This window comes from Enterobacter sp. BNK-18 (assembly GCF_047456135.1).
In the GTDB taxonomy this organism is placed as follows: domain Bacteria; phylum Pseudomonadota; class Gammaproteobacteria; order Enterobacterales; family Enterobacteriaceae; genus Enterobacter; species Enterobacter ludwigii.
The window spans coordinates 3,257,565-3,281,662 of sequence record NZ_CP179899.1 but is presented as its reverse complement, the minus strand read 5'-3'; the positions used below and the strand labels follow the sequence as shown (position 1 = coordinate 3,281,662).

15 protein-coding genes are annotated in these 24,098 nt (G+C 55.8%); 7 read left to right on the top strand and 8 right to left on the bottom strand.

Annotated elements, in window-relative coordinates; translation table 11 throughout:
* Nucleotides 1–26 precede the first annotated feature (26 nt).
* Both ACMGG3_RS15760 and gltB read right to left on the bottom strand, forming a co-directional pair.
* Nucleotides 27–1,445 (bottom strand): glutamate synthase small subunit, encoded by a 1,419-nt coding sequence (locus ACMGG3_RS15760; protein WP_014171835.1) that lies wholly within the window; start codon nt 1,443–1,445, stop codon nt 27–29.
* Nucleotides 1,446–1,454: 9 nt separating this feature from the next.
* The gene (gene gltB / locus ACMGG3_RS15755; protein WP_333097039.1) at nt 1,455–5,915 is read right to left on the bottom strand and encodes a glutamate synthase large subunit; all 4,461 of its coding nucleotides are present in this window, start codon (nt 5,913–5,915) and stop codon (nt 1,455–1,457) included.
* A 682-nt stretch (nt 5,916–6,597) separates the two neighbouring features.
* On the opposite strand from gltB, the gene ACMGG3_RS15750 reads away from it, so the two are divergent.
* A complete protein-coding gene (locus tag ACMGG3_RS15750; protein WP_414149922.1) occupies nt 6,598–7,539 on the top strand; it encodes a TIGR01212 family radical SAM protein in 942 nt (313 codons plus the stop codon).
* Here the strand turns inward: ACMGG3_RS15750 and ACMGG3_RS15745 are convergent.
* Entirely contained in the window at nt 7,519–9,021 is a 1,503-nt protein-coding gene (locus ACMGG3_RS15745; RefSeq protein ID WP_414149306.1) for a helicase HerA-like C-terminal domain-containing protein, read from the bottom strand. The genes ACMGG3_RS15750 and ACMGG3_RS15745 overlap by 21 nt on opposite strands.
* 137 nt (nt 9,022–9,158) lie before the next feature.
* Here ACMGG3_RS15745 and ACMGG3_RS15740 point away from each other — a divergent pair, with 137 nt between their 5' ends.
* Entirely contained in the window at nt 9,159–10,805 is a 1,647-nt protein-coding gene (locus tag ACMGG3_RS15740) for a dihydroxyacetone kinase subunit DhaK (protein WP_414149305.1), read from the top strand.
* Nucleotides 10,806–10,886: 81 nt separating this feature from the next.
* Here ACMGG3_RS15740 and ahr read toward each other — a convergent pair whose 3' ends face one another.
* The 5 genes from ahr to pepA all read right to left on the bottom strand — a co-directional run bounded on the left by ahr (nt 10,887) and on the right by pepA (nt 17,538).
* Nucleotides 10,887–11,906: an NADPH-dependent aldehyde reductase Ahr gene (gene ahr / locus ACMGG3_RS15735; RefSeq protein WP_020883520.1), complete on the bottom strand. Its 1,020-nt coding sequence runs from the start codon at nt 11,904–11,906 to the stop codon at nt 10,887–10,889.
* A gap of 83 nt (nt 11,907–11,989) precedes the next feature.
* Nucleotides 11,990–12,493 (bottom strand): GNAT family N-acetyltransferase, encoded by a 504-nt coding sequence (locus ACMGG3_RS15730; protein ID WP_044868046.1) that lies wholly within the window; start codon nt 12,491–12,493, stop codon nt 11,990–11,992.
* Nucleotides 12,494–12,616: 123 nt separating this feature from the next.
* Nucleotides 12,617–15,472: a valine--tRNA ligase gene (locus tag ACMGG3_RS15725; protein WP_020883522.1), complete on the bottom strand. Its 2,856-nt coding sequence runs from the start codon at nt 15,470–15,472 to the stop codon at nt 12,617–12,619.
* A complete protein-coding gene (gene holC, locus ACMGG3_RS15720; RefSeq protein WP_008502815.1) occupies nt 15,472–15,915 on the bottom strand; it encodes a DNA polymerase III subunit chi in 444 nt (147 codons plus the stop codon). Before holC ends, ACMGG3_RS15725 begins: the two co-directional genes overlap by 1 nt.
* A gap of 111 nt (nt 15,916–16,026) precedes the next feature.
* Nucleotides 16,027–17,538: a leucyl aminopeptidase gene (gene pepA / locus ACMGG3_RS15715; RefSeq protein WP_014171826.1), complete on the bottom strand. Its 1,512-nt coding sequence runs from the start codon at nt 17,536–17,538 to the stop codon at nt 16,027–16,029.
* 266 nt (nt 17,539–17,804) lie between these two features.
* On the opposite strand from pepA, the gene lptF reads away from it, so the two are divergent.
* From lptF to mtgA, 5 genes are all read left to right on the top strand, one after another.
* Nucleotides 17,805–18,905, top strand: coding sequence for an LPS export ABC transporter permease LptF (lptF, locus tag ACMGG3_RS15710; protein WP_014171825.1), 1,101 nt, complete (start codon nt 17,805–17,807; stop codon nt 18,903–18,905).
* Complete coding sequence (lptG, locus tag ACMGG3_RS15705) at nt 18,905–19,987, top strand: LPS export ABC transporter permease LptG (protein ID WP_020883523.1); 1,083 nt, start codon at nt 18,905–18,907, stop codon at nt 19,985–19,987. Before lptF ends, lptG begins: the two co-directional genes overlap by 1 nt.
* 135 nt (nt 19,988–20,122) lie before the next feature.
* The gene (gene arcB / locus ACMGG3_RS15700; RefSeq protein ID WP_414149304.1) at nt 20,123–22,456 is read left to right on the top strand and encodes an aerobic respiration two-component sensor histidine kinase ArcB; all 2,334 of its coding nucleotides are present in this window, start codon (nt 20,123–20,125) and stop codon (nt 22,454–22,456) included.
* Nucleotides 22,457–22,687: 231 nt separating this feature from the next.
* On the top strand, nt 22,688–23,341 hold the full coding sequence (gene elbB, locus ACMGG3_RS15695) for an isoprenoid biosynthesis glyoxalase ElbB (RefSeq protein WP_032670144.1): 654 nt from the start codon (nt 22,688–22,690) through the stop codon (nt 23,339–23,341).
* Nucleotides 23,338–24,063: a monofunctional biosynthetic peptidoglycan transglycosylase gene (mtgA, locus tag ACMGG3_RS15690; RefSeq protein WP_014171821.1), complete on the top strand. Its 726-nt coding sequence runs from the start codon at nt 23,338–23,340 to the stop codon at nt 24,061–24,063. The genes elbB and mtgA overlap by 4 nt, the downstream gene beginning before the upstream one ends.
* Nucleotides 24,064–24,098 lie beyond the last annotated feature (35 nt).

Here is a 24,098-nt window from a genome sequence, read left to right as displayed (position 1 = left end):
ATGGTATTTGCCATCCGGCTTATTTCTTACACTTCCAGGTAGTTCAGAATACCGTCAGCGGCTTTACGGCCTTCGGCAATCGCGGTAACGACCAGGTCGGAACCGCGAACGATATCACCGCCAGCAAAGATTTTCGGGTTGCTGGTCTGGAACGCGTTTTCGTTGCCTTCCGGCGCAATAACACGACCCTGAGAGTCCAGCTCTACGCTGTGCTTCGCCAGCCACTCCATGCTGTGAGGACGGAAACCGAACGCCATTACTACGGCATCGGCCGGGATCACATGCTCTGAGCCTGCCACGATCTCTGCGCGACGACGACCTTTCGCATCCGGTGCACCCATCTCAGTGCGCGCCATTTTCACGCCGCTCACTTTGCCGTTGGCATTCACTTCAATACCCAGAGGCTGGATGTTGAACTGGAATTCCACGCCCTCTTCACGCGCGTTTTTCACTTCGCGTTTAGAGCCCGGCATGTTTTCTTCGTCACGACGATAGGCGCAGATCACGTGTGCCGCATTCTGGCGAATGGAGGTACGCACGCAGTCCATCGCGGTATCACCCCCGCCCAGCACCACCACGCGTTTGCCTTCCATGCTGACATACGGCTCATCGGCGGTTTCGCCATAGCCCATGATCTGTTTGGTATTGGCAATCAGGAACGGCAGTGCGTCGAATACGCCCGGCGCATCTTCGTTTTCCAGACCACCGCGCATGGACTGATAGGTTCCCACGCCCAGGAAGACGGCGTCGTAATCCTTCAGCAGGTCGTCGAGCTGCACGTCGCGACCGACTTCCACGTTCAGTTTGAACTCAATGCCCATACCGGTGAAGATTTCACGGCGGCGGGTCATGACCTCTTTTTCCAGCTTAAAGGCCGGAATACCGAAGGTCAGCAGACCGCCGATTTCCGGATGGCGGTCAAAGACCACCGCCTTGACGCCGTTGCGGGTCAGAACGTCCGCACAGGCCAGGCCCGCCGGGCCCGCACCGATGATCGCCACACGCTTGTCGGTTTGCTTCACGCCGGTCATATCCGGACGCCAGCCCATTTCGAAGGCTTTATCGTTGATATAGCGTTCGATATTACCGATGGTCACCGCGCCAAATTCGTCGTTCAGCGTACAGGAACCTTCACACAGACGGTCCTGAGGACACACGCGGCCGCATACTTCCGGCAGGGTGTTTGTCTGGTGAGACAGCTCGGCAGCTTCAAAAATACGTCCTTCGTTGGCCAGTTTCAGCCAGTTCGGGATGTAGTTATGGACCGGACATTTCCATTCGCAGTAAGGGTTACCGCAGGACAGGCAGCGGTCTGCCTGTGCTTTGGCCTGGCCTTCTGAAAACGGCTCATAGATTTCTACAAATTCAATTTTACGGATCTTCAGCGGTTTCTTTGGCGGATCAACACGCTGCAGGTCGATAAACTGGTATACGTTCTGGCTCATCTGAATTCCTTACTGCGCCTGCACACGCAGCTCTGCTGCGCTACGACTACGGTGACCCAACAGGGCTTTAACATCGCTGGACTTCGGTTTAACCAGCGCGAATTTCGCAGAGAACGCCGGCCAGTTGGCCAGGATTTCTTCGCCGCGCGAAGAACCGGTATGCTGCACGTGTTCGGTAATCAAACCGCGCAGGTGTTCTTCGTGGATAGCCAGCGTTTCAACGTCCAGCACTTCCACCAGTTCAGGGTTCACGCGTTTGCGGAACTCACCGTCTTCATCCAGGACGTAAGCAAAACCGCCCGTCATGCCTGCGCCAAAGTTCACGCCGGTTTTACCCAGGACGCACACAATCCCGCCCGTCATGTATTCACAACCGTTATCACCGATACCTTCAACTACGGTGATGGCACCGGAGTTACGTACGGCAAAACGTTCACCTGCACGACCCGCTGCAAACAGACGACCACCGGTCGCGCCGTACAGACAGGTGTTACCGATGATGCTGGCATCGCAGCTACGGAAGGCAGAACCGACCGGCGGACGCACCGCCAGCAGACCACCCGCCATGCCTTTACCGACATAGTCGTTGGCATCACCGGTCAGATACAGTTCAACGCCGCCGGCGTTCCACACGCCGAAGCTCTGACCCGCGGTACCGCTGAAGTGCGCGGTAATCGGGTCGGCTGCCAGGCCCTGGTCACCGTGCGTTTGCGCGATGTAACCGGAAAGCGATGCACCGACAGAACGGTCAGTGTTGCGAATATCAAACCAGAACGTTTTGCTCTGCTTGTCATCCACGTACGGCTTCGCTTGCTGCAGCAGCTGCGCGTTCAGCACGCCATTGTCGAACGGCGGGTTGTTCTCGGTGCAGTAGACTGCTTTGCCAGGATGTGGCTCGGCAGTTTCCAGCAACTTAGACAGCTCCAGCTTCTGCTGTTTGGCTGTGAAACCTTCCAGCTCTTTGAGCAGGTCGGTACGGCCAATCAGATCCACCAGGCGTTTCACGCCCAGCTGTGCCATCAGCTCACGGGTTTCGCGGGCGATGAAATCAAAGTAGTTCGTCACTTTGAACGGTAGGCCGTGGTAATGGTTCTTACGCAGCTTCTCGTCCTGGGTTGCAACACCGGTTGCACAGTTGTTCAGGTGGCAAATACGCAGGTATTTACAGCCGAGCGCGACCATAGGGCCCGTGCCGAAACCAAAGCTTTCCGCACCCAAAATCGCCGCCTTGATAATGTCGAGGCCGGTTTTCAGGCCGCCATCCACCTGCAGACGGATCTTATGACGCAGACCGTTAGCCACCAGCGCCTGCTGGGTTTCCACCAGGCCAAGCTCCCACGGACAGCCCGCGTATTTCACGGAGGAGAGTGGGCTTGCCCCGGTACCACCGTCATAACCGGCGATGGTGATCAGGTCCGCATAGGCTTTTGCCACACCGGTCGCGATGGTGCCAACGCCCGGTTCGGAAACCAGCTTCACGGAGATCATCGCTTTCGGGTTGACCTGTTTCAGGTCGAAAATCAGCTGCGCCAGATCCTCGATAGAGTAAATATCGTGATGCGGTGGCGGAGAAATCAGCGTCACACCCGGTACGGAGTAGCGTAATTTGGCGATATACGGCGTGACTTTATCACCCGGTAACTGGCCGCCTTCGCCCGGTTTTGCACCCTGAGCGACTTTAATCTGAATCACGTCGGCGTTAACCAGATACGCTGGCGTGACGCCAAAGCGACCGGATGCAACCTGCTTGATACGTGAGACTTTGTTGGTGCCATAACGGGCAGGGTCTTCACCACCTTCACCGGAGTTTGAATTGCCGCCGATGCTGTTCATTGCTTCAGCCAGCGCTTCGTGAGCTTCCGGGCTGAGCGCACCGATGGACATTGCCGCGGTGTCAAAGCGTTTAAACAGTTCAGTGGCAGGCTCAACGTCGTCAATGCTGACGGCTTCATCACCCGGGTTCAGCGCCAGCAGGTCGCGCAGCGTCGCCGCCGGACGGCTGTTCACCAGTTCAGCATACTGCTGGTAATCGCTGTACTCGCCGCTCTGAACGGCCTGTTGCAGCGTACGCACCACGTCCGGGTTATAAGCGTGATATTCACCGCCGTGGACATACTTCAGCAGACCACCTTGATCCAGCGGCTTACGTGCCAGCCAGGCGCGTTTCGACAGGTTCATCAGATCCTGCTGGAAGTCAGCGAATCCGGCACCGCCGATACGGCTGATAACGCCCTGGAAGCAAAGTGTCGTCACGTCGTCATGCAGACCGACCGCTTCAAACAGCTTCGAGCAGCGGTAGGAGGCGATGGTCGAGATGCCCATTTTGGACATGATTTTGTACAGGCCTTTGTTGATGCCGTTACGGTAGTTCAGCATCACCGTGCGGTAATCTTTGTCGATAGCACGGGTATCCACGAGACGCGCCAGCGTTTCGTAGGCCAGGTACGGGTAAATAGCCGTCGCACCAAAGCCTAACAGCACGGCAAAGTGGTGCGGATCGCGGGCGCTGGCGGTTTCAACAATGATGTTGGCGTCGCAGCGCAGGCTCTTATCGACCAGACGCGTCTGGATAGCACCTACCGCCATTGGGGCCGGTACCGGCAGACGGTTTTTCGCAATATTGCGGTCAGAGAGCACCAGCAGAACGGTACCGTTACGCACCATCTGTTCCGCTTTGTCACACAGCGCATTCACCGTCTCTTCGAGGGTCGCTTCGGTCACGTCGAAAGTGATATCGAGCGTGTCGGCTCGGTAGTGATCCTCTTTCAGGGTGGTGAGCTGTTTGAAATCAGAGTACAGCAGGATCGGCGATTTAAAGGTCAGGCGGTGCGCCTGGCCTTCAGCTTCGCAGAAGACGTTCATCTCGCGACCGATGCTGGTGGCCAGTGACATCACGTGTGCTTCACGCAGCGGATCGATTGGCGGGTTGGTCACCTGCGCAAACTGCTGACGGAAGTAGTCATAAATGATGCGTGGCTGGCTGGAGAGCACGGCAAACGGGGTATCGTCACCCATGGAGCCGACCGCTTCCTGGCCATTTTCACCAAGTACGCGGATCACGGAATCCAGCTCTTCGGCGCTGTAGTTAAACTGTTTCTGGAAGCTGGCGAGCGTATCGTCGTCCAGCTCACGACTGCCCACTTCTTCATCCGGCAGATCTTCGAATGGCACCAGGCGACGAACGTTTTTCTCCATCCACTCTTTGTACGGATGGCGGCTCTTCAGATCGTTATCGGTTTCAGCAGAGTGCAGAATGCGCCCACCGCGGGTGTCGATAACCATCAGCTCGCCCGGGCCAACGCGGCCTTTCTCTACCACTTCGTCAGGCTGGTAATCCCAGATACCGACTTCAGAGGCACAGGTGATGAGCTTATCTTTGGTGATGACGTAGCGTGCCGGACGCAGACCGTTACGGTCCAGGTTACAGGCAGCAAAGCGACCGTCGGACATAACGATGCCCGCCGGGCCATCCCACGGCTCCATGTGCATGGAGTTAAAGTCGAAGAACGCGCGCAGCTCTGGATCCATATCCGGGTTGTTCTGCCATGCCGGTGGCACGAGCAGACGCATGGCGCGCACGATATCCATACCGCCTGCCAGCAGCAGCTCCAGCATGTTATCCATGGAGCTGGAGTCAGAGCCGGTTTCGTTAACGAACGGCGCGGCATCGTGCAGGTCAGGGATCAGTGGCGTCTGGAACTTATAGGTACGAGCACGCGCCCACTGGCGGTTACCGGTAATGGTATTGATCTCGCCGTTGTGTGCCAGGTAGCGGAACGGCTGAGCCAGCGGCCAGCGAGGGACGGTGTTGGTGGAGAAGCGCTGGTGGAAGAGGCAGATGGCCGATTCCAGACGCAGGTCCGCCAGGTCCAGGTAGAAGCGCGGCAGGTCAGCCGGCATACACAGACCTTTATAGATGTTCACCAGGTTAGAGAGGCTACAGACGTAGAACTCCTTGTCGTCCTGGAGACGTTTTTCAATGCGACGACGGGCGATAAACAGACGGCGTTCCATATCACGCGGACGCCAGCCCGCAGGGGCATTAACAAAAATCTGTTCAATTCGAGGCAGCGAGGAGAGGGCGATTTCGCCGAGTACCCCTTCGTTGGTTGGCACATCGCGCCAGCCAACAATAGACAGGGTTTCACGTTGAAGTTCTTCTTCGACGATGCGGCGTGAGGCGGCAGCTTTTTCAGGATCCTGATTCAGGAACAGCATACCGACAGCGTAGTTTTTGGCTAAACGCCAGCCGCGCTCTTCCGCAACGATACGGAAGAAACGATCCGGTTTTTGCAGCAGCAGACCGCAACCGTCGCCGGTTTTACCATCAGCAAGGATGGCACCACGGTGCTGCATGCGGGCCAGTGCGTGAATAGCAGTACGCACTACCTTGTGGCTAGGTTCGCCTTCTATGTGGGCGATCAGGCCGAAACCACAGTTATCCTTCTCAAGGGATTTATCGTACAACATATCAGTGAACCTCCCCAGGCTCGTCGGGCTTCCCACTGAACCGTGGCGCACAGGCACAGAAAGAGCATGGCGACGGGGTTTGCGTTTCATACGCGTACCTCGCATTCGCCCTCTTTTTCATCCTTTCGCGCAGGTAAACAAGTTTGAGGACTTGCTTCAGAGGGAATCTCAATTACTGCATAAATATGATGAGCAGGCTGCTCATCCAGAAAGCTTCCAGCGGATTTCCAACTTATCGGGAATTGGTACACAGGTCAAATGGCAATCTTATTTATACAAAAATGTGCTAAAGAGCTCTTAACCATTTGTATATAAAAGAAATTCAACTCTATTTACAACGTTTGTAAGCTGTGGTGAGACGCAGCGGAGTGTGATCTGACTCACTATATGAAAGCGGTATTATCGATGTAGCGTGCTGAATAGCCGTTTTTTAGCAGAATAATTCTCTACGATGAAATGCAAACCCGCATAAAGTCACTGTTTTTCAGTGCTGACGCTATAAGTGAAAAAAACAATCAGAACATAAGGAAAAGTAATCACAACTGGCGTGAATGAAATTGCAGTAATCCTGAGTATTTATTCATAGAGATAAAGGCCGTCCAGGGCGATTGATCCAGGTCATCGCCGACAGAGGCTAAAAATGGCAGGCTTGTCCCCTTTCTTTGGGACGGTCTATCAGATTATGCAGTTACAGAAATTAGTCAACATGTTTGGTGGGGATCTTTTGCAGCGTTATGGGCAAAAGGTTCACAAGCTGACGCTGCATGGCGGTTTTAGCTGCCCGAACCGTGACGGGACGATCGGGCGCGGGGGCTGTACTTTCTGTAATGTGGCGTCTTTTGCTGACGAAGCGCAGCAGCATCGTTCTATCATCGAACAGCTGTCCCATCAGGCGAGTCTGGTCAACCGTGCGAAACAGTATCTGGCCTATTTCCAGGCCTACACCAGCACATGGGCGGAAGCACAGGTCTTGCGCTCCATGTATCAGCAGGCGGTAAGTCAGGCCAGTATCGTAGGGCTGTGTGTGGGCACCCGCCCGGACTGCGTGCCGGAAGCGGTACTGGACCTGCTCAGCGAGTACAAGGAACAAGGGTATGAGATCTGGCTGGAGCTGGGCCTGCAAAGTGCGCACGACAAAACTCTGCACCGCATCAACCGTGGACATGATTTCGCCTGTTACCAGCGCACCACACGTCTCGCGCGTGAGCGTGGGCTGAAGGTGTGCTCACACCTGATTGTCGGCCTGCCAGGCGAAGGGCAGCAGCACGGTCTTGAGACACTGGAAAAGGTGATCGAGACCGGTGTGGACGGAATTAAGCTGCATCCACTGCACATCGTGAAGGGCAGTATCATGGCCAAAGCCTGGGAAGCCGGGCGCTTAACCGGTATTGAGCTTGATGCGTATACGATGACGGCGGGGGAGATGATTCGGCACACCCCGCCGGAGATTGTCTACCACCGCATCTCCGCCAGCGCCCGCCGTCCAACGCTTCTTGCACCGCTCTGGTGTGAGAACCGCTGGACGGGGATGGTGGAAATCGACCGTTATCTGCAAGAGTACGGCGTACAGGGATCGGCGCTTGGTCGCCCCTGGGTTCCCCGCTTACCGGCGACGACCGCCTAACAGGCTCCCCAGCATGCCGCGTACAATCTGATTCGTGACCTGACGCGCTGCACTTTTCGCCATGGTCTGCACGACGCCATCGCGTTTGCCGCCGCGTGGTCCGGTTGTACCAAACAGGATATCCTTAAGCCCGCTCAGGATGCCGTCGTCAACGGCAACAGACTGGCCTTTGGCGGCAGGCGCGTCCTGGGATTCGGTGGTGGCCTGTACCCCTTTTTGCAGCATCTCGAATGCCGACTCGCGATCCACGTCGTCCTCATACTTACCATACAGCGGGGAGCGGTTAATCAGGCCGTTGCGTTCATCGTCCGTCACGGGCCCCATCCGGGAGCAAGGGGCAATCACCATTGCGCGCTCCACAACGGACGGGCTGCCTTTTGCATCCAGGAAAGAGATAAGCGCTTCACCGGTGCCCAACGCCTGGATGGCCGCTTCGGTATCAAATGCCGGGTTCGCTCGCATGGTTTGCGCGGCGGCTTTGACGGCCTTCTGATCTTTCGGTGTAAAGGCGCGCAGGGCATGCTGTACGCGGTTGCCAAGCTGTCCCAGCACGTTGTCAGGAATATCGGACGGGTTTTGCGAAACAAACCAGACGCCGACGCCTTTTGAGCGGATCAGGCGGATCACCTGTTCAATCTTATCCAGCAGAACCTGTGGCGCATCGTTAAACAGCAGGTGCGCTTCGTCGAAGAAGAAGATCAGCTTGGGTTTGTCGAGATCGCCGGCTTCAGGTAACTGCTCGTACAGTTCAGAGAGCATCCACAGCAGGCTGGCGGCGTAGAGCTTCGGCATCTGGTAAAGCTTCTCTGAGCTCAGAATATTGATGATGCCTTTCCCGTTGCTGTCGGTGCGCATCCAGTCCTTGATATCCAGCATCGGCTCGCCAAAGAAATGTTCGGCACCCTGTTGCTCCAGGGTCAGTAACCCGCGCTGGATGGCACCGACTGAGGCGCTGCTGATATTACCGTACTGGTTCTGGAACGATTTGGCGTTATCACCGATGTACTGGGTAATGGCCCGCAGATCTTTGAAATCAAGCAGCAGCAGACCCTGGTCGTCGGCAATACGGAAGATGATGTTCAGTACACCGGACTGCACGTCGTTGAGGTTGAGCAGACGAGCCAGCAGCAGCGGACCGAGATCGGAGACGGTTGCACGTACCGGGTGACCTTTCTCACCAAAGATATCCCATAACACGACCGGATTGTTCTGCGGTGTCCAGTCCGTGATGCCGATATTTTTGAGTCGGTCGAGCAGTTTTTCGGACGGAGTGCCTTCCTGAGCAACACCGGTTAAATCGCCTTTTACATCGGCCATAAAGACCGGTACGCCGATCTCTGAAAGCGACTCTGCCAGTTTCTGCAGGGTCACGGTTTTCCCCGTCCCGGTGGCCCCGGTGATGAGACCGTGACGGTTGGCCATCGCGGGCAGTAAAAACAGCTCTTTGTCCAGCGTGCGGGCAATTAACAATGGTGTACTCATAATGCGCTTCCTCTCTTAGTCCTCGGTCGAGTATAGGCAACCTGACGGCAAAATGGCTGAGTAAATTGCTGACTTTGCGGCGCATTATCCAGCGCGGACTATGCTTTTGCATACGGTTCACAAAATTTTGGAAAACTATGTCCAGATTCTTCTTTAACGATCGCAAACAGCTGGTCAATGACGCCATCGAAGGCATACTGATTTCGGCACCACACGCTAATCTCGTCAAACTTGATATCGACCCGGCCATTCGGGTGGTGGCGCGCAGCGACTGGGATAAAAGCCGGGTGGCGGTTATTTCAGGCGGTGGCTCTGGTCACGAACCTGCACACGCCGGGTTTGTCGGCAAAGGGATGCTCACGGCAGCGGTGTGCGGTGATCTTTTTGCTTCGCCGAGCGTTGATGCGGTGCTGAACGCTATTGTGGCGGTAACGGGCGATCGGGGTTGTCTGCTGATCGTGAAAAATTACACCGGCGACCGGCTTAATTTCGGCCTGGCGGCAGAAAAAGCCAAGCGTTATGGCCTGAAGGTCGAGATGGTCATTGTCGCCGATGATATTGCCCTGCCGGATAACAAGCAGCCGCGCGGTATCGCCGGTACGGCACTGGTTCATAAAATCGCGGGCTATGCGGCAGAGCACGGCAAATCACTGACCGAGGTGCGCGATATCGCGCAACAGGCTTGCGATAATCTCTGGAGCCTGGGCGTGGCAATGCAAACCTGTAACCTGCCGGGCAGTGATGATGAAGAGGGGCGGATCAGGCAGGGGCACGTGGAGCTGGGGCTCGGGATCCACGGCGAGCCTGGTGCCTCGGTTGTCGATACGCAAAACAGCAAAGCCATTATCGACACGCTGGTCGAGCCGCTCAAAGCGCAGGCCGGTAACGGGCGTTTTGCGGTGCTTATCAATAACCTCGGCGGCGTGTCGGCGCTGGAGATGGCGTTGCTCACCAAAGAGCTGGCCCACTCGGCGCTGAAAGAGAATATCGCTTATCTGCTTGGTCCGGCACCGCTGGTGAGTGCCCTGGATATGAAAGGCTTTTCGCTGACGTTGCTGAAGCTTAACGATCTGTTCGAAAAAGCTCTCCATGAAGAGGTGGAGACGTTGGGCTGGCAGAAGCCGGTGGCGTTTGCGCCGCTGCGCGTGCAGGAACATAGCGCGATCCATGACCGCGTGGAATATACCGCCTCGGACAATCCACGGGTCGCAGAGATCGTCTCCACGGTCACGCAGACGCTGATCCAGCTGGAAAACCGCCTCAATGCGCTGGATGCCAAAGTGGGTGATGGCGATACGGGCTCTACCTTTGCGCAAGGGGCGCGGGATATTGCGCAGCGTCTGGAGAAGAAACAGCTTCCGCTAAATGATGTGTCGACGCTGTTGCTGCTGGTTGGCGAGCGGCTGGCAACGGTTATGGGGGGCTCAAGCGGTGTGCTGATGTCGATCTTCTTTACCGCTGCCGGGCAGACGTTGCACGACGGTCAGCCGTTGCCGGAAGCGCTCTTAAGCGGGCTGGCGCAGATGAAGCAGTATGGTGGGGCAGATCTTGGCGATCGCACCTTGATCGATGCCCTGCAACCGGCGCTGGAGGCATTGCAGAAAGGCGACCTTCAGGCTGCTGCGCAGGCTGCGAACGCGGGCGCTGAGGCGACAGCGAATATGGTGAAAGCGGGTGCCGGACGTTCGTCGTATGTCAACAAAGAGAACCTGGAGGGTGTGACCGACCCGGGGGCCGTGGCGGTGGCAGAGGTGTTCAAGGCAATGACCGCAGCAAAACGGTAGCGTTTTGAGTATTCCACCCTCTCCCGACGGGAGAGGGTGGAGATGCGTGCAATCAGGCCGCACGCACCCCGCGCGTTCACATCAAAAATCCGCTTTCAACACCACGCGATAACGGGCTTTACCGTCACGCACATGCTGGATAGCTTCGTTGATTTTAGACATCGGATACAGTTCGGTGGTGGGCGCCACTTTAGTGCGTCCGGCAAACTTCATCAGTTTGCGCAATTCGAACGGCGTACCGGTTGCGGAACCGGAGACGCTGCGATCCCCCCCGATCAGCGTAAACGCAGGCACCGGCAGCGGCTTCATCACCGCACCGACGGTGTGGAAGTTACCGCCGTGGGCCAGCGCTTCAAAGTACGGTTGCCAGTCGAGATCGACGTTAACGGTATTGATGATCAGATCAAACTGACCTGCCAGCGATTTGAGCGCTTGCGGATCGCGGCTGTTGACTACCTTATCCGCCCCCATCGCCAGCACTTCTTTCTCTTTGGCCGGGTTCGAGCTAAACGCCGTGACTTCACAGCCCATCGCGTGCAGCAGTTTAATTGCGATATGGCCCAGACCACCAATCCCGATGACACCCACACGGCTGGTGGCGGTGACATGATGCATCAGCAGCGGTTTGAATACGGTGATACCGCCGCACAGCAGCGGACCGGCAGATTCGATATCAATGCTGTCCGGCAGGGGAATAACCCATTGCCAGTCGGCACGCAGTTTATCGGCGAAACCGCCTTTGTTCAGAATGGTAGGGACTGCGCCTTCGAGGCAGTTGATTTGGTTACCGCTGATACAGGCATCGCAGTGACCACAGCTGCGCGCCGTCCAGCCAATACCCACGCGCTGGCCGACCTTCAGCCCTTTGTCCTGTGCGGCGCTACCGAGCGCCACAACGCGGCCAATGACTTCGTGGCCCGCAATCAGTGGATACTGTGAGAAGCCCCATTCATTGTCGATCATGGAGAGATCGGAGTGGCAGATCCCGCAGTAATCAACCTGCACTTCGACGTCTTCTGCTTTTAGGTCGCCCGCATCGTATTCGTACAGCTCAAGTTCTGCACCCGCCTGCGGTGCGGCGTAGCTTTTTATCTTCGACATCGTGTTTCCCCCGTTATGGTGTGAACTGAGAGTGTAGAGCATTCAGTTTACAGTCGCTTAACAGAAGAGGGCAGGAATGCCCTTTACAGAGTTTTCAGCATCCTGACTTCGCAATCGACGTGGCCGGTACAGCCCAGCGGCGCATCAATATGCGTAAAGCCCAGATGTTCATACAGGCCAATGGCCTCTTTGAGGAAGGCGGTTGTTTCCAGGTAACAGCGTTTAAAACCCTGAAAACGCGCATGTTCAAGGGCGATAAGCGCCAGCTTTTTCGCCAGCCCTTGCCCGCGTACCGACGGCAGAAAATACATTTTTTGCAGTTCGCAGATATCCGGCTCGCTGCAGCTTAAAGGCGCCACGCCACCGCCGCCCACCACCTGACCGTTCTGCTCAATAACCCAATAGGCGTAGCCCGGCTGGCTGTACAGCTGAAACAGCTCATCCAGATTCGGGTCGGCAACGGTATAGCCTTTGTCGGCGGTCAGGCCATACTCAGCGGAAACCGTTCGGATAACGGCGGCAATAGCCGGGTTGTCCTGCTCAGTGATCCGACGCATCGTCGTCGCGACGGGGGTAATCACGCTCATAGTCTTACTCATTACAAAAATTGACACACAACTGCTGTTAATAGCACCGCAGTAAAGGGAGCGCAAGCGAGGAGTTTTCAGGAAGGATACCCCTTACGCCCTGAAGCGTAAGGGGTAAAAGCATTACAGGGCTGCAATAACCGCCTGCTGCTCGATCAGTTTGGTCTTAGCATCGGCGAAGGCAACCAGACGCTCACGCTCTTTCGCGATAACCGCTTCCGGCGCGCGGGCAACAAAGCCTTCGTTCGCCAGTTTGCTTTCGATTTTGCCAATTTCCACATCGACCTTAGCCACTTCTTTTGCCAGACGAGCCAGCTCAGCGTCTTTGTCGATAAGACCTGCCATCGGGATCAGCAGCTCGGCGCCGTCGATGATTTTGGTCACGGATACCGGACCTTTGTCATCCGCAGGCAGCACGGTGATGCTTTCCAGACGCGCCATGGTTTTCAGGAAGGTGTTGTTCTCGGTGACACGGCGAACAGCAGCCTCACTGCAACCGCGCAGCAGCAGCTCCAGAGGTTTACCCGGGGCGATGTTCATTTCGGCACGGATATTACGTACCGCCACGATCGCCTGTTTCAGCCATTCGGTATCGGCTGACGCCGCTTCATCGACCTTCGCTGCATCGAATTCCGGGAACGGCTGCAGCATGATGGTGTCGGCGTTGATGCCGGCAATCACTTTCACACGCTGCCAGATGGTTTCGGTGATGAATGGAATAATCGGGTGCGCCAGACGCAGCAGACCTTCGAGAACGGTAATCAGCGTGTTGCGCGTACCGCGCAGTTCCGCTTCAGAACCGCCGTTCATTACCGGTTTTGCCAGCTCCAGGTACCAGTCACAGAACTGGTTCCAGGTGAATTCATACAGAATGCCCGCCGCGATATCGAAGCGGTAGCTGTCCAGCGCTTCGCGGAAGGCTTTTACCGTCTGGTTGAACTCTGCCAGGATCCAGCGATCGGCCAGAGACAGGGTCATCTCGCCGCCGTTGAAGCCGCAATCCTGATCTTCGGTGTTCATCAGCACGAAGCGGCTGGCGTTCCACAGCTTGTTACAGAAGTTACGGTAACCTTCCAGGCGCTTCATGTCCCAGTTGATGTCACGACCGGTTGAAGCCAGTGCCGCCAGAGTGAAACGCAGGGCATCAGTACCGTGTGGTTCGATCCCATTCGGGAACTGTTTCTCAGTACGCTTGCGGATCTTCTCTGCCAGCTGCGGTTGCATCATGTTGCCGGTACGTTTTTCCAGCAGCTCTTCGAGGGAGATACCGTCAACCATGTCCAGCGGGTCGATAACGTTACCCTTGGACTTGGACATCTTCTGGCCTTCGTCGTCACGAATCAGACCGGTCATGTAGACGGTATGGAACGGAACCTGTGGCTTGCCGTTTTCATCTTTGATGAAGTGCATGGTCATCATGATCATGCGGGCGATCCAGAAGAAGATGATGTCGAAGCCGGACACCATCACGCTGGTTGGGTGGAACTGACGCAGCGCGTCGGTGTTCTCCGGCCAGCCCAGCGTGGAGAAGGTCCACAGTGCGGAGGAGAACCAGGTGTCCAGTACGTCTTCGTCCTGACGCAGGGCGACATCGGCACTCAGGTTGTTTTCCTGACGAACTTCATCTTCGCTGCGGCCAACATAGACGTTGCCTTCACTGTCGTACCAGGCCGGGATACGGTGGCCCCACCACAGCTGACGGGAGATACACCAGTCCTGAATATCACGCATCCAGGAGAAGTACATATTTTCATACTGCTTCGGCACGAACTGGATGTCGCCGTTCTCAACCGCTTCAACAGCCGGTTTCGCCAGCACGTCGGCGCGCACGTACCACTGGTCGGTCAGCATTGGCTCGATAACAACACCACCACGGTCACCGTACGGCACGGTCAGATCGTGAGGTTTGATCTCTTCCAGCAGGCCGAGTGCATCCACTGCAGCGACAATCGCTTTACGCGCGGCAAAACGTTCCATTTTCTGGAATTCAGCCGGAATGTCGCTGGAGTAAACGTCGGATTCGTTACCTTTGGTGTCATACACTTCCGCGCTTTCACGGATATCACCGTCGAACGTCAGAATGTTGATCATTGGCAGGGCGTGACGACGGCCCACTTCGTAGTCGTTGAAGTCGTGTGCCGGGGTGATTTTCACACAGCCGGTGCCTTTTTCCATGTCGGCGTGTTCATCGCCCACAACGGGAATGCGGCGGTTAACCAGCGGCAGCACCACGAATTTGCCAATCAGATCTTTATAACGCGGATCTTCCGGGTTAACGGCCACGCCGGTATCGCCCAGCAGGGTTTCCGGACGGGTGGTCGCTACCACTAGGTAATCTTTACCATCTGCCGTTTTAGCGCCGTCGGCCAGCGGATAGCGGATATGCCACATGGAGCCTTTAGACTCACGGTTTTCCACTTCCAGGTCGGAGATAGCGGTGCGCAGTTTAGGGTCCCAGTTTACCAGGCGCTTGCCACGGTAAATCAGATCTTCTTTGTACAGACGGACAAACACTTCTTTAACGGCGTTGGAAAGGCCTTCGTCCATGGTGAAGCGCTCGCGCTCCCAGTCCACGGAGTTGCCAAGACGGCGCATCTGACGGGTGATGGTACCGCCGGATTCTGCTTTCCACTGCCAGATTTTATCGATGAACGCGTCGCGACCGTAGTCGTGGCGGGTTTTACCTTCTTCAGCGGCAATTTTACGCTCAACCACCATCTGGGTCGCGATACCCGCGTGGTCAGTCCCCGCCTGCCACAGGGTGTTTTTGCCCTGCATGCGCTGGTAGCGGATCATGGTATCCATGATGGTCTGCTGGAAGGCATGACCCATATGCAAACTGCCGGTGACGTTCGGCGGTGGGATCATGATGCAGAAGGACTCTTTGCTTTCATCGCCGTTAGGCTTGAAATAGCCCTGCTGTTCCCAGTGCTCGTAAAGCGGCTGTTCGATATCGCGTGGGTTATATGTCTTTTCCATTATTTCCAGGTTGCCGTATTCAGGTTAAAACCAGCCAGGCGGTACGCTTTATAGCGTTCGCGCGCCAGTTGTTTCAAAGATTCTTCGTAAGGGACAAAGTCTACCACTTCTGTGAAAGCGGTGGCAAAATCTGCAAAATCTATCCGCAGGCTAATCAGAATATCGCGCGCGCTGCTGTTGCGCTTTTGCGGCCAGGCAATCTCTACCGGTGCGCCGCCACGAGGGCCTTCGCCAGACAGATTATGCGGGACAAAACTCTCCGGCGGGCGTGCCCAGAGTGCTTCGTCAAGGCGGATGGCCTGCTGCTCATCTTCGCAGGCAATCAGAACGCGTTTACCTGCGCGCCAACGTTCTGCGGCAATTTCACACACCAGCTGTTCAACTGCGCTGAGGCCGTCCTGATGGGTGTCGTTGTCCAGAAGGTAGAACGTTGCATTCTTCATATATGGGGCTTCTTGTTGTGGATTTAAATGTAAGGCCGGGCTGACCCGGCCTACAAACGGCATCTTTCCGTAGGCCCGGTAAGCGTAGCGCTACCGGGCATCTGACGGCAATTACTCTTCGCCGTTAAAACCCGCACGATTGAGCAGGAACTGCGACAGTAACGCGACCGGACGACCGGTTGCGCCTTTGGCCTTACCGGAACGCCAGGCGGTACCTGCGATATCCAGATGCGCCCAGTTGTACTTACGGGTAAAGCGCGCCAGGAAGCAGCCCGCAGTAATTGCCCCGCCAGGACGACCGCCGATGTTCGCCATATCGGCGAAATTAGACTCCAGCTGTTCCTGGTACTCGTCACCCAGCGGCAGACGCCATGCGCGGTCACCGGCCTGTTCGGACGCGCCAATCAGCTCGTGCGCCAGAGGATTGTGGTTCGACATCAGCCCGGTGATGTGATGGCCCAGCGCAATCACACAGGCACCGGTCAGCGTGGCCACGTCAATGACCGCTTCAGGCTCGAAGCGCTCAACGTAGGTCAGCACGTCGCACAGCACCAGACGGCCTTCGGCGTCGGTGTTCAGCACTTCAACGGTCTGGCCGGACATGGTCGTCAGAACGTCACCCGGACGGTACGCACGACCGCCAGGCATGTTTTCACAGCCCGCCAGCACGCCAATGACGTTTATCGGCAGCTGAAGTTCCGCCACCATACGCATCACGCCATACACTGCTGCTGCACCACACATGTCGTACTTCATCTCGTCCATGCCTTCGGCAGGCTTGATGGAGATACCGCCGGAATCGAAGGTCAGACCCTTACCAACCAGAACAATCGGACGCGCATCTTCAGACGGGTTACCTTTGTACTCGATAACCGACATCAGCGACTCATTCTGGGAGCCGTTGCCGACTGCCAGATAGGAGTGCATTCCCAGCTCTTTCATCTGCTGTTCGCCGATGACGCGGGTGATGACATTCTTACTGTAGGCGTCAGCCAGCTGACGTGCCTGAGAGGCCAGATAGGCTGCGTTACAGATGTTAGGCGGCATATTGCCCAGATCTTTTGCGGCTTTAATCCCGGCAGCAATCGCCAGACCGTGCTGGATAGCGCGTTCACCGCTGGTCAGCTCGCGACGGGTCGGTACGTTAAAGACCATCTTACGCAGCGGACGACGTGGCTCGCTTTTGTTGGTTTTCAGCTGGTCGAAGCTGTACAGGCTCTCTTTTGCCGTTTCGACCGCCTGACGCACTTTCCAGTAGGTGTTACGGCCTTTGACGTGCAGCTCGGTCAGGAAGCAAACGGCTTCCATTGAGCCGGTATCATTCAGCGTATTAATCGTTTTCTGAATAACCTGCTTATACTGACGTTCATCCAGCTCGCGCTCTTTACCGCAGCCAATCAGCAGAATACGTTCGGACAGTACGTTTGGAACATGGTGCAGTAACAGCGTCTGCCCAGGTTTGCCTTCCAGTTCGCCACGGCGCAGCAGGGCGCTGATGTAGCCATCACTGATCTTATCGAGTTGCTCGGCGATCGGGGAGAGTCGGCGTGGTTCAAAGACGCCCACAACGATGCAGGCACTCCGCTGTTTCTCCGGGCTACCGCTTTTTACACTGAACTCCATGCACTACGCTCCTGAATCTTAAAGACAACAGCGGCTGCTACAGATAGAATTGAAACCTTTCGTAACTCATGTCCGCTGTTGTGGTGACTTCGTGTTAATCTTACGTTACTACGGTTTCGACACGTCAGAAAAAGTCCTGAAGCGTGAATCCGCCGGATGTTTTAATCTTAGCGATGATTTCGACGACTCAAGAGAATAAATGACGTTTAAGCCATGAAACAAGCGATTTTCCAGCAAAGAGACGGGTTTTTACGGGCGTATTTAAAGTGATAATCATAAGATATCTGGTGCGGGAGACGCTCAAAAGCCAGCTGGCGATCCTCTTCATCCTGCTGCTGATTTTTTTCTGTCAGAAGCTGGTCAGGATCCTCGGTGCGGCCGTTGACGGCGAAATTCCTACGAATCTGGTGCTTTCCCTGCTTGGTTTAGGGATCCCGGAAATGGCGCAGCTTATCCTGCCGCTAAGTCTTTTCCTCGGTCTGCTCATGACGCTCGGCAAGCTTTATACCGAGAGTGAAATCACCGTGATGCACGCCTGCGGCTTGAGTAAAGCCGTACTGGTGAAAGCCGCTATGGTTCTGGCGCTTTTCACAGGTATCGTTGCGGCGGTGAATGTGATGTGGGCGGGCCCAACGTCTTCCCGTCACCAGGATGAAGTGCTGGCAGAAGCCAAAGCAAACCCGGGTATGGCCGCACTGGCGCAGGGCCAGTTCCAGCAGGCGACGGACGGGAATTCTGTTCTCTTTATCGAAAGCGTGGATGGTAGCCGCTTTAACGATGTGTTCCTTGCGCAGCTCCGCACCAAAGGGAATGCCCGTCCTTCCGTCGTGGTGGCCGATTCGGGTCAACTGTCACAGCGTAAAGATGGCTCTCAGGTGGTGACGCTCAATAAAGGCACGCGCTTCGAAGGCACTGCGATGCTGCGCGATTTCCGCATCACCGATTTCCAGAACTACCAGGCCATTATTGGTCACCAGACCGTGGCGCTCGATCCAAGTGATACCGAGCAAATGGATATGCGTACCCTGTTCAATACGGACAACAACCGTGCGCGTGCCGAACTGCACTGGCGTATCACGCTAGTATTCGCCGTATTTATGATGGCTCTGATGGTCGTTCCGCTGAGTGTGGTTAACCCACGTCAGGGACGCGTGCTGTCAATGTTGCCAGCCATGCTGCTGTACCTGGTGTTCTTCCTGTTGCAGACCTCAATCAAGTCTAACGGTGGTAAGGGTAAAATTGACCCGTTCGTCTGGACCTGGGTGGTCAATGGTCTGTATCTGCTGCTGGCGGTGGGACTCAACCTGTGGGATACGGTGCCTGTGCGCCGCATTCGTGCCCGCTTCTCGCGTAAAGGAGCCCTCTAATGCAGGCGTTTGGCGTTCTTGACCGCTATATCGGTAAAACTATTTTTTCCACCATCATGATGACGTTGTTCATGTTGGTGTCGCTCTCCGGCATTATCAAATTTGTCGATCAGTTGAAAAAAGCCGGGCAGGGGAGCTATGACGCGCTGGGTGCGGGCATGTATACCCTGCTCAGCGTGCCAAAAGATGTGCAGATCTTCTTCCCAATGGCGGCCCTGCTGGGTGCGCTGTTGGGCTTAGGGATGCTGGCACAGCGCAGTGAACTGGTTGTTATGCAGGCTTCGGGCTTCACCCGTATGCAGGTTGCGCTGTCGGTGATGAAAACCGCGATCCCGCTGGTGCTGTTGACCATGGCAATTGGCGAGTGGGTGGCACCGCAGGGTGAGCAGATGGCGCGTAACTATCGTGCGCAGGCGATGTACGGTGGCTCACTGCTCTCAACGCAGCAAGGGTTGTGGGCAAAAGATGGTGACAGCTTCGTCTATATCGAACGTGTGAAGGGCGATGACGAACTGGGGGGCGTGAGTATTTACACCTTCAATGACGATCGTCGTTTGCTCTCCGTGCGTCACGCCTCTTCGGCCAAGTTTGACGCCGAGCATAAGCAGTGGCGGTTGTCGCAGGTGGATGAGTCAGACCTGACCGATCCAAAACAGATCTCCGGCTCTCAGACGGTGTCGGGCATGTGGAAAACCAAACTCACGCCGGACAAACTCGGCGTGGTGGCGCTGGATCCTGACGCTCTCTCCATCAGTGGTTTGCACAACTACGTGAAATACCTGAAGTCGAGCGGACAGGACGCCGGACGTTATCAGCTCAACATGTGGAGCAAAATCTTCCAGCCGTTGTCCGTGGCGGTGATGATGCTGATGGCCCTGTCGTTTATCTTTGGCCCGTTGCGTAGCGTGCCGATGGGCGTGCGCGTGGTGACCGGGATCAGCTTCGGCTTTGTATTCTACGTTCTCGATCAGATCTTCGGCCCGCTGACGCTGGTTTATGGCATTCCGCCTGTTATCGGCGCGCTGCTGCCGAGCGCCAGCTTCTTCCTGATCAGCCTCTGGCTGATGCTGAAACGCTCCTGACAGACCTCTCCTCGCTTCCGGAGAACCGGAAGCGAGGCTAATCTCCTGTTTCACCCCGCACTTTTTCTCACAACCTTCAACGCCCCGCCGCGAATTTGAGTATTATTGAGCGATAAAGTCGTGAAGGGATCCTCTATGAAGCAAATTCGAATGCTGGCCCAGTACTACGTCGATCTGATGATGAAGCTTGGGCTGGTGCGTTTCTCCATGCTGCTGGCACTGGCGCTGGTCGTTCTGGCCATTGTCGTGCAGATGGCCGTAACCATGGTTCTGCACGGTCAGGTCGAGAGTATCGACGTGATCCGCTCTATCTTCTTTGGCTTGCTGATTACACCCTGGGCGGTCTATTTCCTCTCCGTGGTGGTTGAACAACTGGAGGAGTCCCGTCAGCGCCTGTCAAAACTGGTCGATAAACTGGAAGAGATGCGCGACCGCGATCTGAAGCTCAACGTTCAGCTAAAGGATAATATCGCCCAACTGAACCAGGAGATTTCGGATCGTGAGAAGGCGGAGGCTGAGCGCCAGGCGACGCTGGAGCAGCTGAAAATCGAAATGAAAGAGCGCGAGGTGACGCAGATCCAGCTTGAGCAGCAATCCTCTTTCCTGCGCTCGTTCCTTGATGCATCGCCGGATCTGGTTTTCTACCGTAATGAAGATAAAGAGTTTTCCGGCTGTAACCGGGCGATGGAACTGCTGACCGGGAAGAGCGAGAAGCAGCTGATTCACCTGAAGCCGCAGGACGTATACTCCGAAGAGGCGGCCGCCAAAGTGATGGAGACGGACGAAAAAGTGTTCCGTCATAACGTCTCACTGACCTATGAACAGTGGCTGGATTACCCCGACGGGCGCAAAGCCTGCTTTGAGATCCGTAAGGTGCCGTACTACGACCGCGTGGGGAAACGCCACGGTCTGATGGGGTTTGGCCGTGATATCACCGAACGTAAGCGCTATCAGGATGCCCTTGAACGTGCCAGCCGCGATAAAACCACCTTCATCTCCACCATCAGCCATGAACTGCGTACGCCGCTTAACGGAATTGTCGGCCTGAGCCGCATTCTGCTGGACACCGATCTCACCGCAGAACAGGAAAAATACCTCAAAACCATCCATGTCTCAGCGGTCACGCTGGGGAATATCTTCAACGATATTATCGATATGGATAAGATGGAACGCCGCAAAGTGCAGCTTGATAACCAGCCGGTTGATTTCACCGGTTTCCTTGCCGATCTGGAAAACCTGTCGGGTTTGCAGGCGCAGCAGAAGGGGCTGAGCTTTGTCATGGATCCCTCGCTGCCGCTGCCGCACAAGGTGGTTACCGACGGCACGCGTCTGCGCCAGATCCTGTGGAACCTTATCAGCAATGCGGTCAAATTTACCCAGAAGGGGCAGGTCTCGGTACGTATCCGCTATGACCAGGGCGACATGCTGCACTTTGAGGTGGAAGACTCCGGCATTGGTATTCCGCAGGAAGAGCAGGACAAAATATTTGCGATGTACTATCAGGTGAAGGACAGCAACGGTGGCAAGCCCGCTACCGGCACGGGAATTGGTCTGGCGGTGTCTAAACGCCTTGCGAAGAGCATGGGCGGTGATATTACCGTCGCCAGCCATCCGGGCAAAGGCTCAACCTTCACGCTGACGGTGCACGCGCCGGCGGTGGCGGAAGAGGTGGAAGATACCTTCGAAAACGACGATATGCCGCTGCCCGCGCTGCATGTCCTGCTGGTGGAAGATATTGAGCTTAACGTAATTGTCGCACGCTCTGTCCTGGAAAAACTGGGCAACAGCGTGGATGTGGCGATGACCGGTAAAGCCGCGCTGGAGATGTTTAAGCCGGGTGAATATGATCTCGTTCTGCTGGATATTCAGTTGCCGGACATGACCGGGCTGGATATTTCCCGTGAACTGACGAGCCAGTACGCTGCCGACGAACTGCCGCCACTGGTGGCGTTGACGGCGAACGTGCTGAAAGATAAAAAAGAGTACCTCGATGCCGGTATGGATGATGTACTTAGCAAGCCGCTGGCGGTGCCTGCCCTGACCGCCATGATCAAGAAGTTCTGGGATACCCATGATGAAGAGGAGAACACCATGACGTCTGTGGATAGCGCGAAAGCCCAAACGATACTCGATACCGCGATGCTGGAGCAGTACATCGATCTGGTTGGTCCAAAACTGATTACCGACGGTCTGGCGGTATTTGAAAAAATGATGCCGGGCTATCTGAGCGTGCTGGAGTCAAATCTGACAGCGCGGGATCAGAAAGGCATTGTGGAAGAAGGGCATAAAATCAAAGGTGCGGCCGGCTCGGTCGGCTTACGTCACCTGCAGCAGCTGGGACAACAGATTCAGTCACCTGATTTACCTGCCTGGGAAGATAACGTAGGTGATTGGGTTGAAGAGATGAAACAAGAGTGGCAGAACGATGTGGCGGTGCTTAAAGCCTGGGTGGACGCCAGAAAAAAATGACCCCGGCTTAACCGGGGTGCGCGAATACTGCGCCAACACCAGGGAAATTGTGGCTGCGCCTGTTTTTTTGTGTTGTTTTCGTATGGACGCCGCCTGAAAATTTAGGCCGCACGCAAATAAGATAGCAAATCTTAAATGGTTTGTTACAGGAATCAGTGAAATGTGTGAAGCATAGCGTTTTAATCAAAATTAATTATGTGCTTCAGCGAGTTGCAGAGAAGGATCGTCATGATGAAAAAGATTGGTGTCGTACTGAGCGGATGTGGCGTTTACGATGGTTCTGAGATACACGAAGCCGTCATCACATTGCTGGCCCTGGCAAGAGAGGGGGCTGAAGTCATTTGCTTCGCGCCAGACAAAAATCAGGCTGATGTCATTAATCATCTGACCGGGGAGCCGATGGCGGAAACCCGTAACGTCCTGATTGAAGCCGCGCGTATTGCGCGTGGCGAAATTCATCCTCTGATTCAGGCGGACGCCGCAGAGCTTGATGCGTTAATTGTGCCGGGCGGGTTTGGGGCGGCTAAAAACCTCAGCACGTTTGCCACGCAAGGCGCCGGGTGTCAGGTTGATCCGCATTTAAAAGCGTTATCACAGGCCATGCATGCGGCGGGTAAACCGCAGGGCTTTATCTGCATCGCTCCGGCCATGCTTCCGACAATTTTTGATTTCCCGCTGCGCCTGACCATCGGGACCGATATTGATACAGCGGAAATCATCGAGGAGATGGGAGGCGAGCACATCCCTTGTCCGGTGGATGACATTGTGGTGGATGAAGACAATAAAATCGTCACCACACCCGCGTATATGCTGGCGCAGACTATCGCGGAAGCCGCTTCAGGCATTGAAAAACTGGTGGCCAGAGTGCTGGTGCTGACTGAATGAGGCGTCAATTCGCCGCAGGCGCCTGGGTAAAACGTATTCTTTGGCGTGCCGTGCTGGTGCTGGCGGTGTTCTGGGGCGGCGGACTGGCATTATTCAGCATTCTGCCGGTTCCGTTTTCTGCCGTGATGGTTGAGCGTCAGCTGAGCGCGTGGTTCACCGGTGACTTCAGCTATGTTGCCCACTCTGACTGGGTGAGCACAGATGAAATCTCCCCGTGGATGGGGCTGGCGGTGATAGCGGCGGAGGATCAGAAATTCCCGGAGCACTGGGGGTTTGACGTGGCGGCAATCGAGAAAGCGCTCGCCCATAACGAACGCCATGAAAACCGCGTGCGCGGCGCATCGACGCTGTCACAACAGACGGCCAAAAACCTGTTTTTGTGGGATGGCCGTAGCTGGGTGCGAAAAGGGCTGGAAGCCGGATTGACCCTGGGGATGGAAACGGTCTGGAGCAAGAAACGTATTCTGACGGTCTATCTGAACATTGCCGAGTTTGGTGATGGCGTGTTTGGTGTCGAAGCCGCGTCGCAGCGATATTTCAATAAACCTGCCAGCCGGCTGAGCCTTTCTGAAGCTGCGCTGTTGGCCGCGGTCTTGCCTAACCCAATTCGCTTTAAAGCCGATGCACCCTCAGGCTATGTGCGAAACCGACAGGCGTGGATCATGCGCCAGATGCGGCAGCTGGGAGGGGAAGGGTTTATGGCGAGAAATAAATTGATGTAAGGCGGGTAAGCGTAGCGCTACCCGCCATGAAAGAG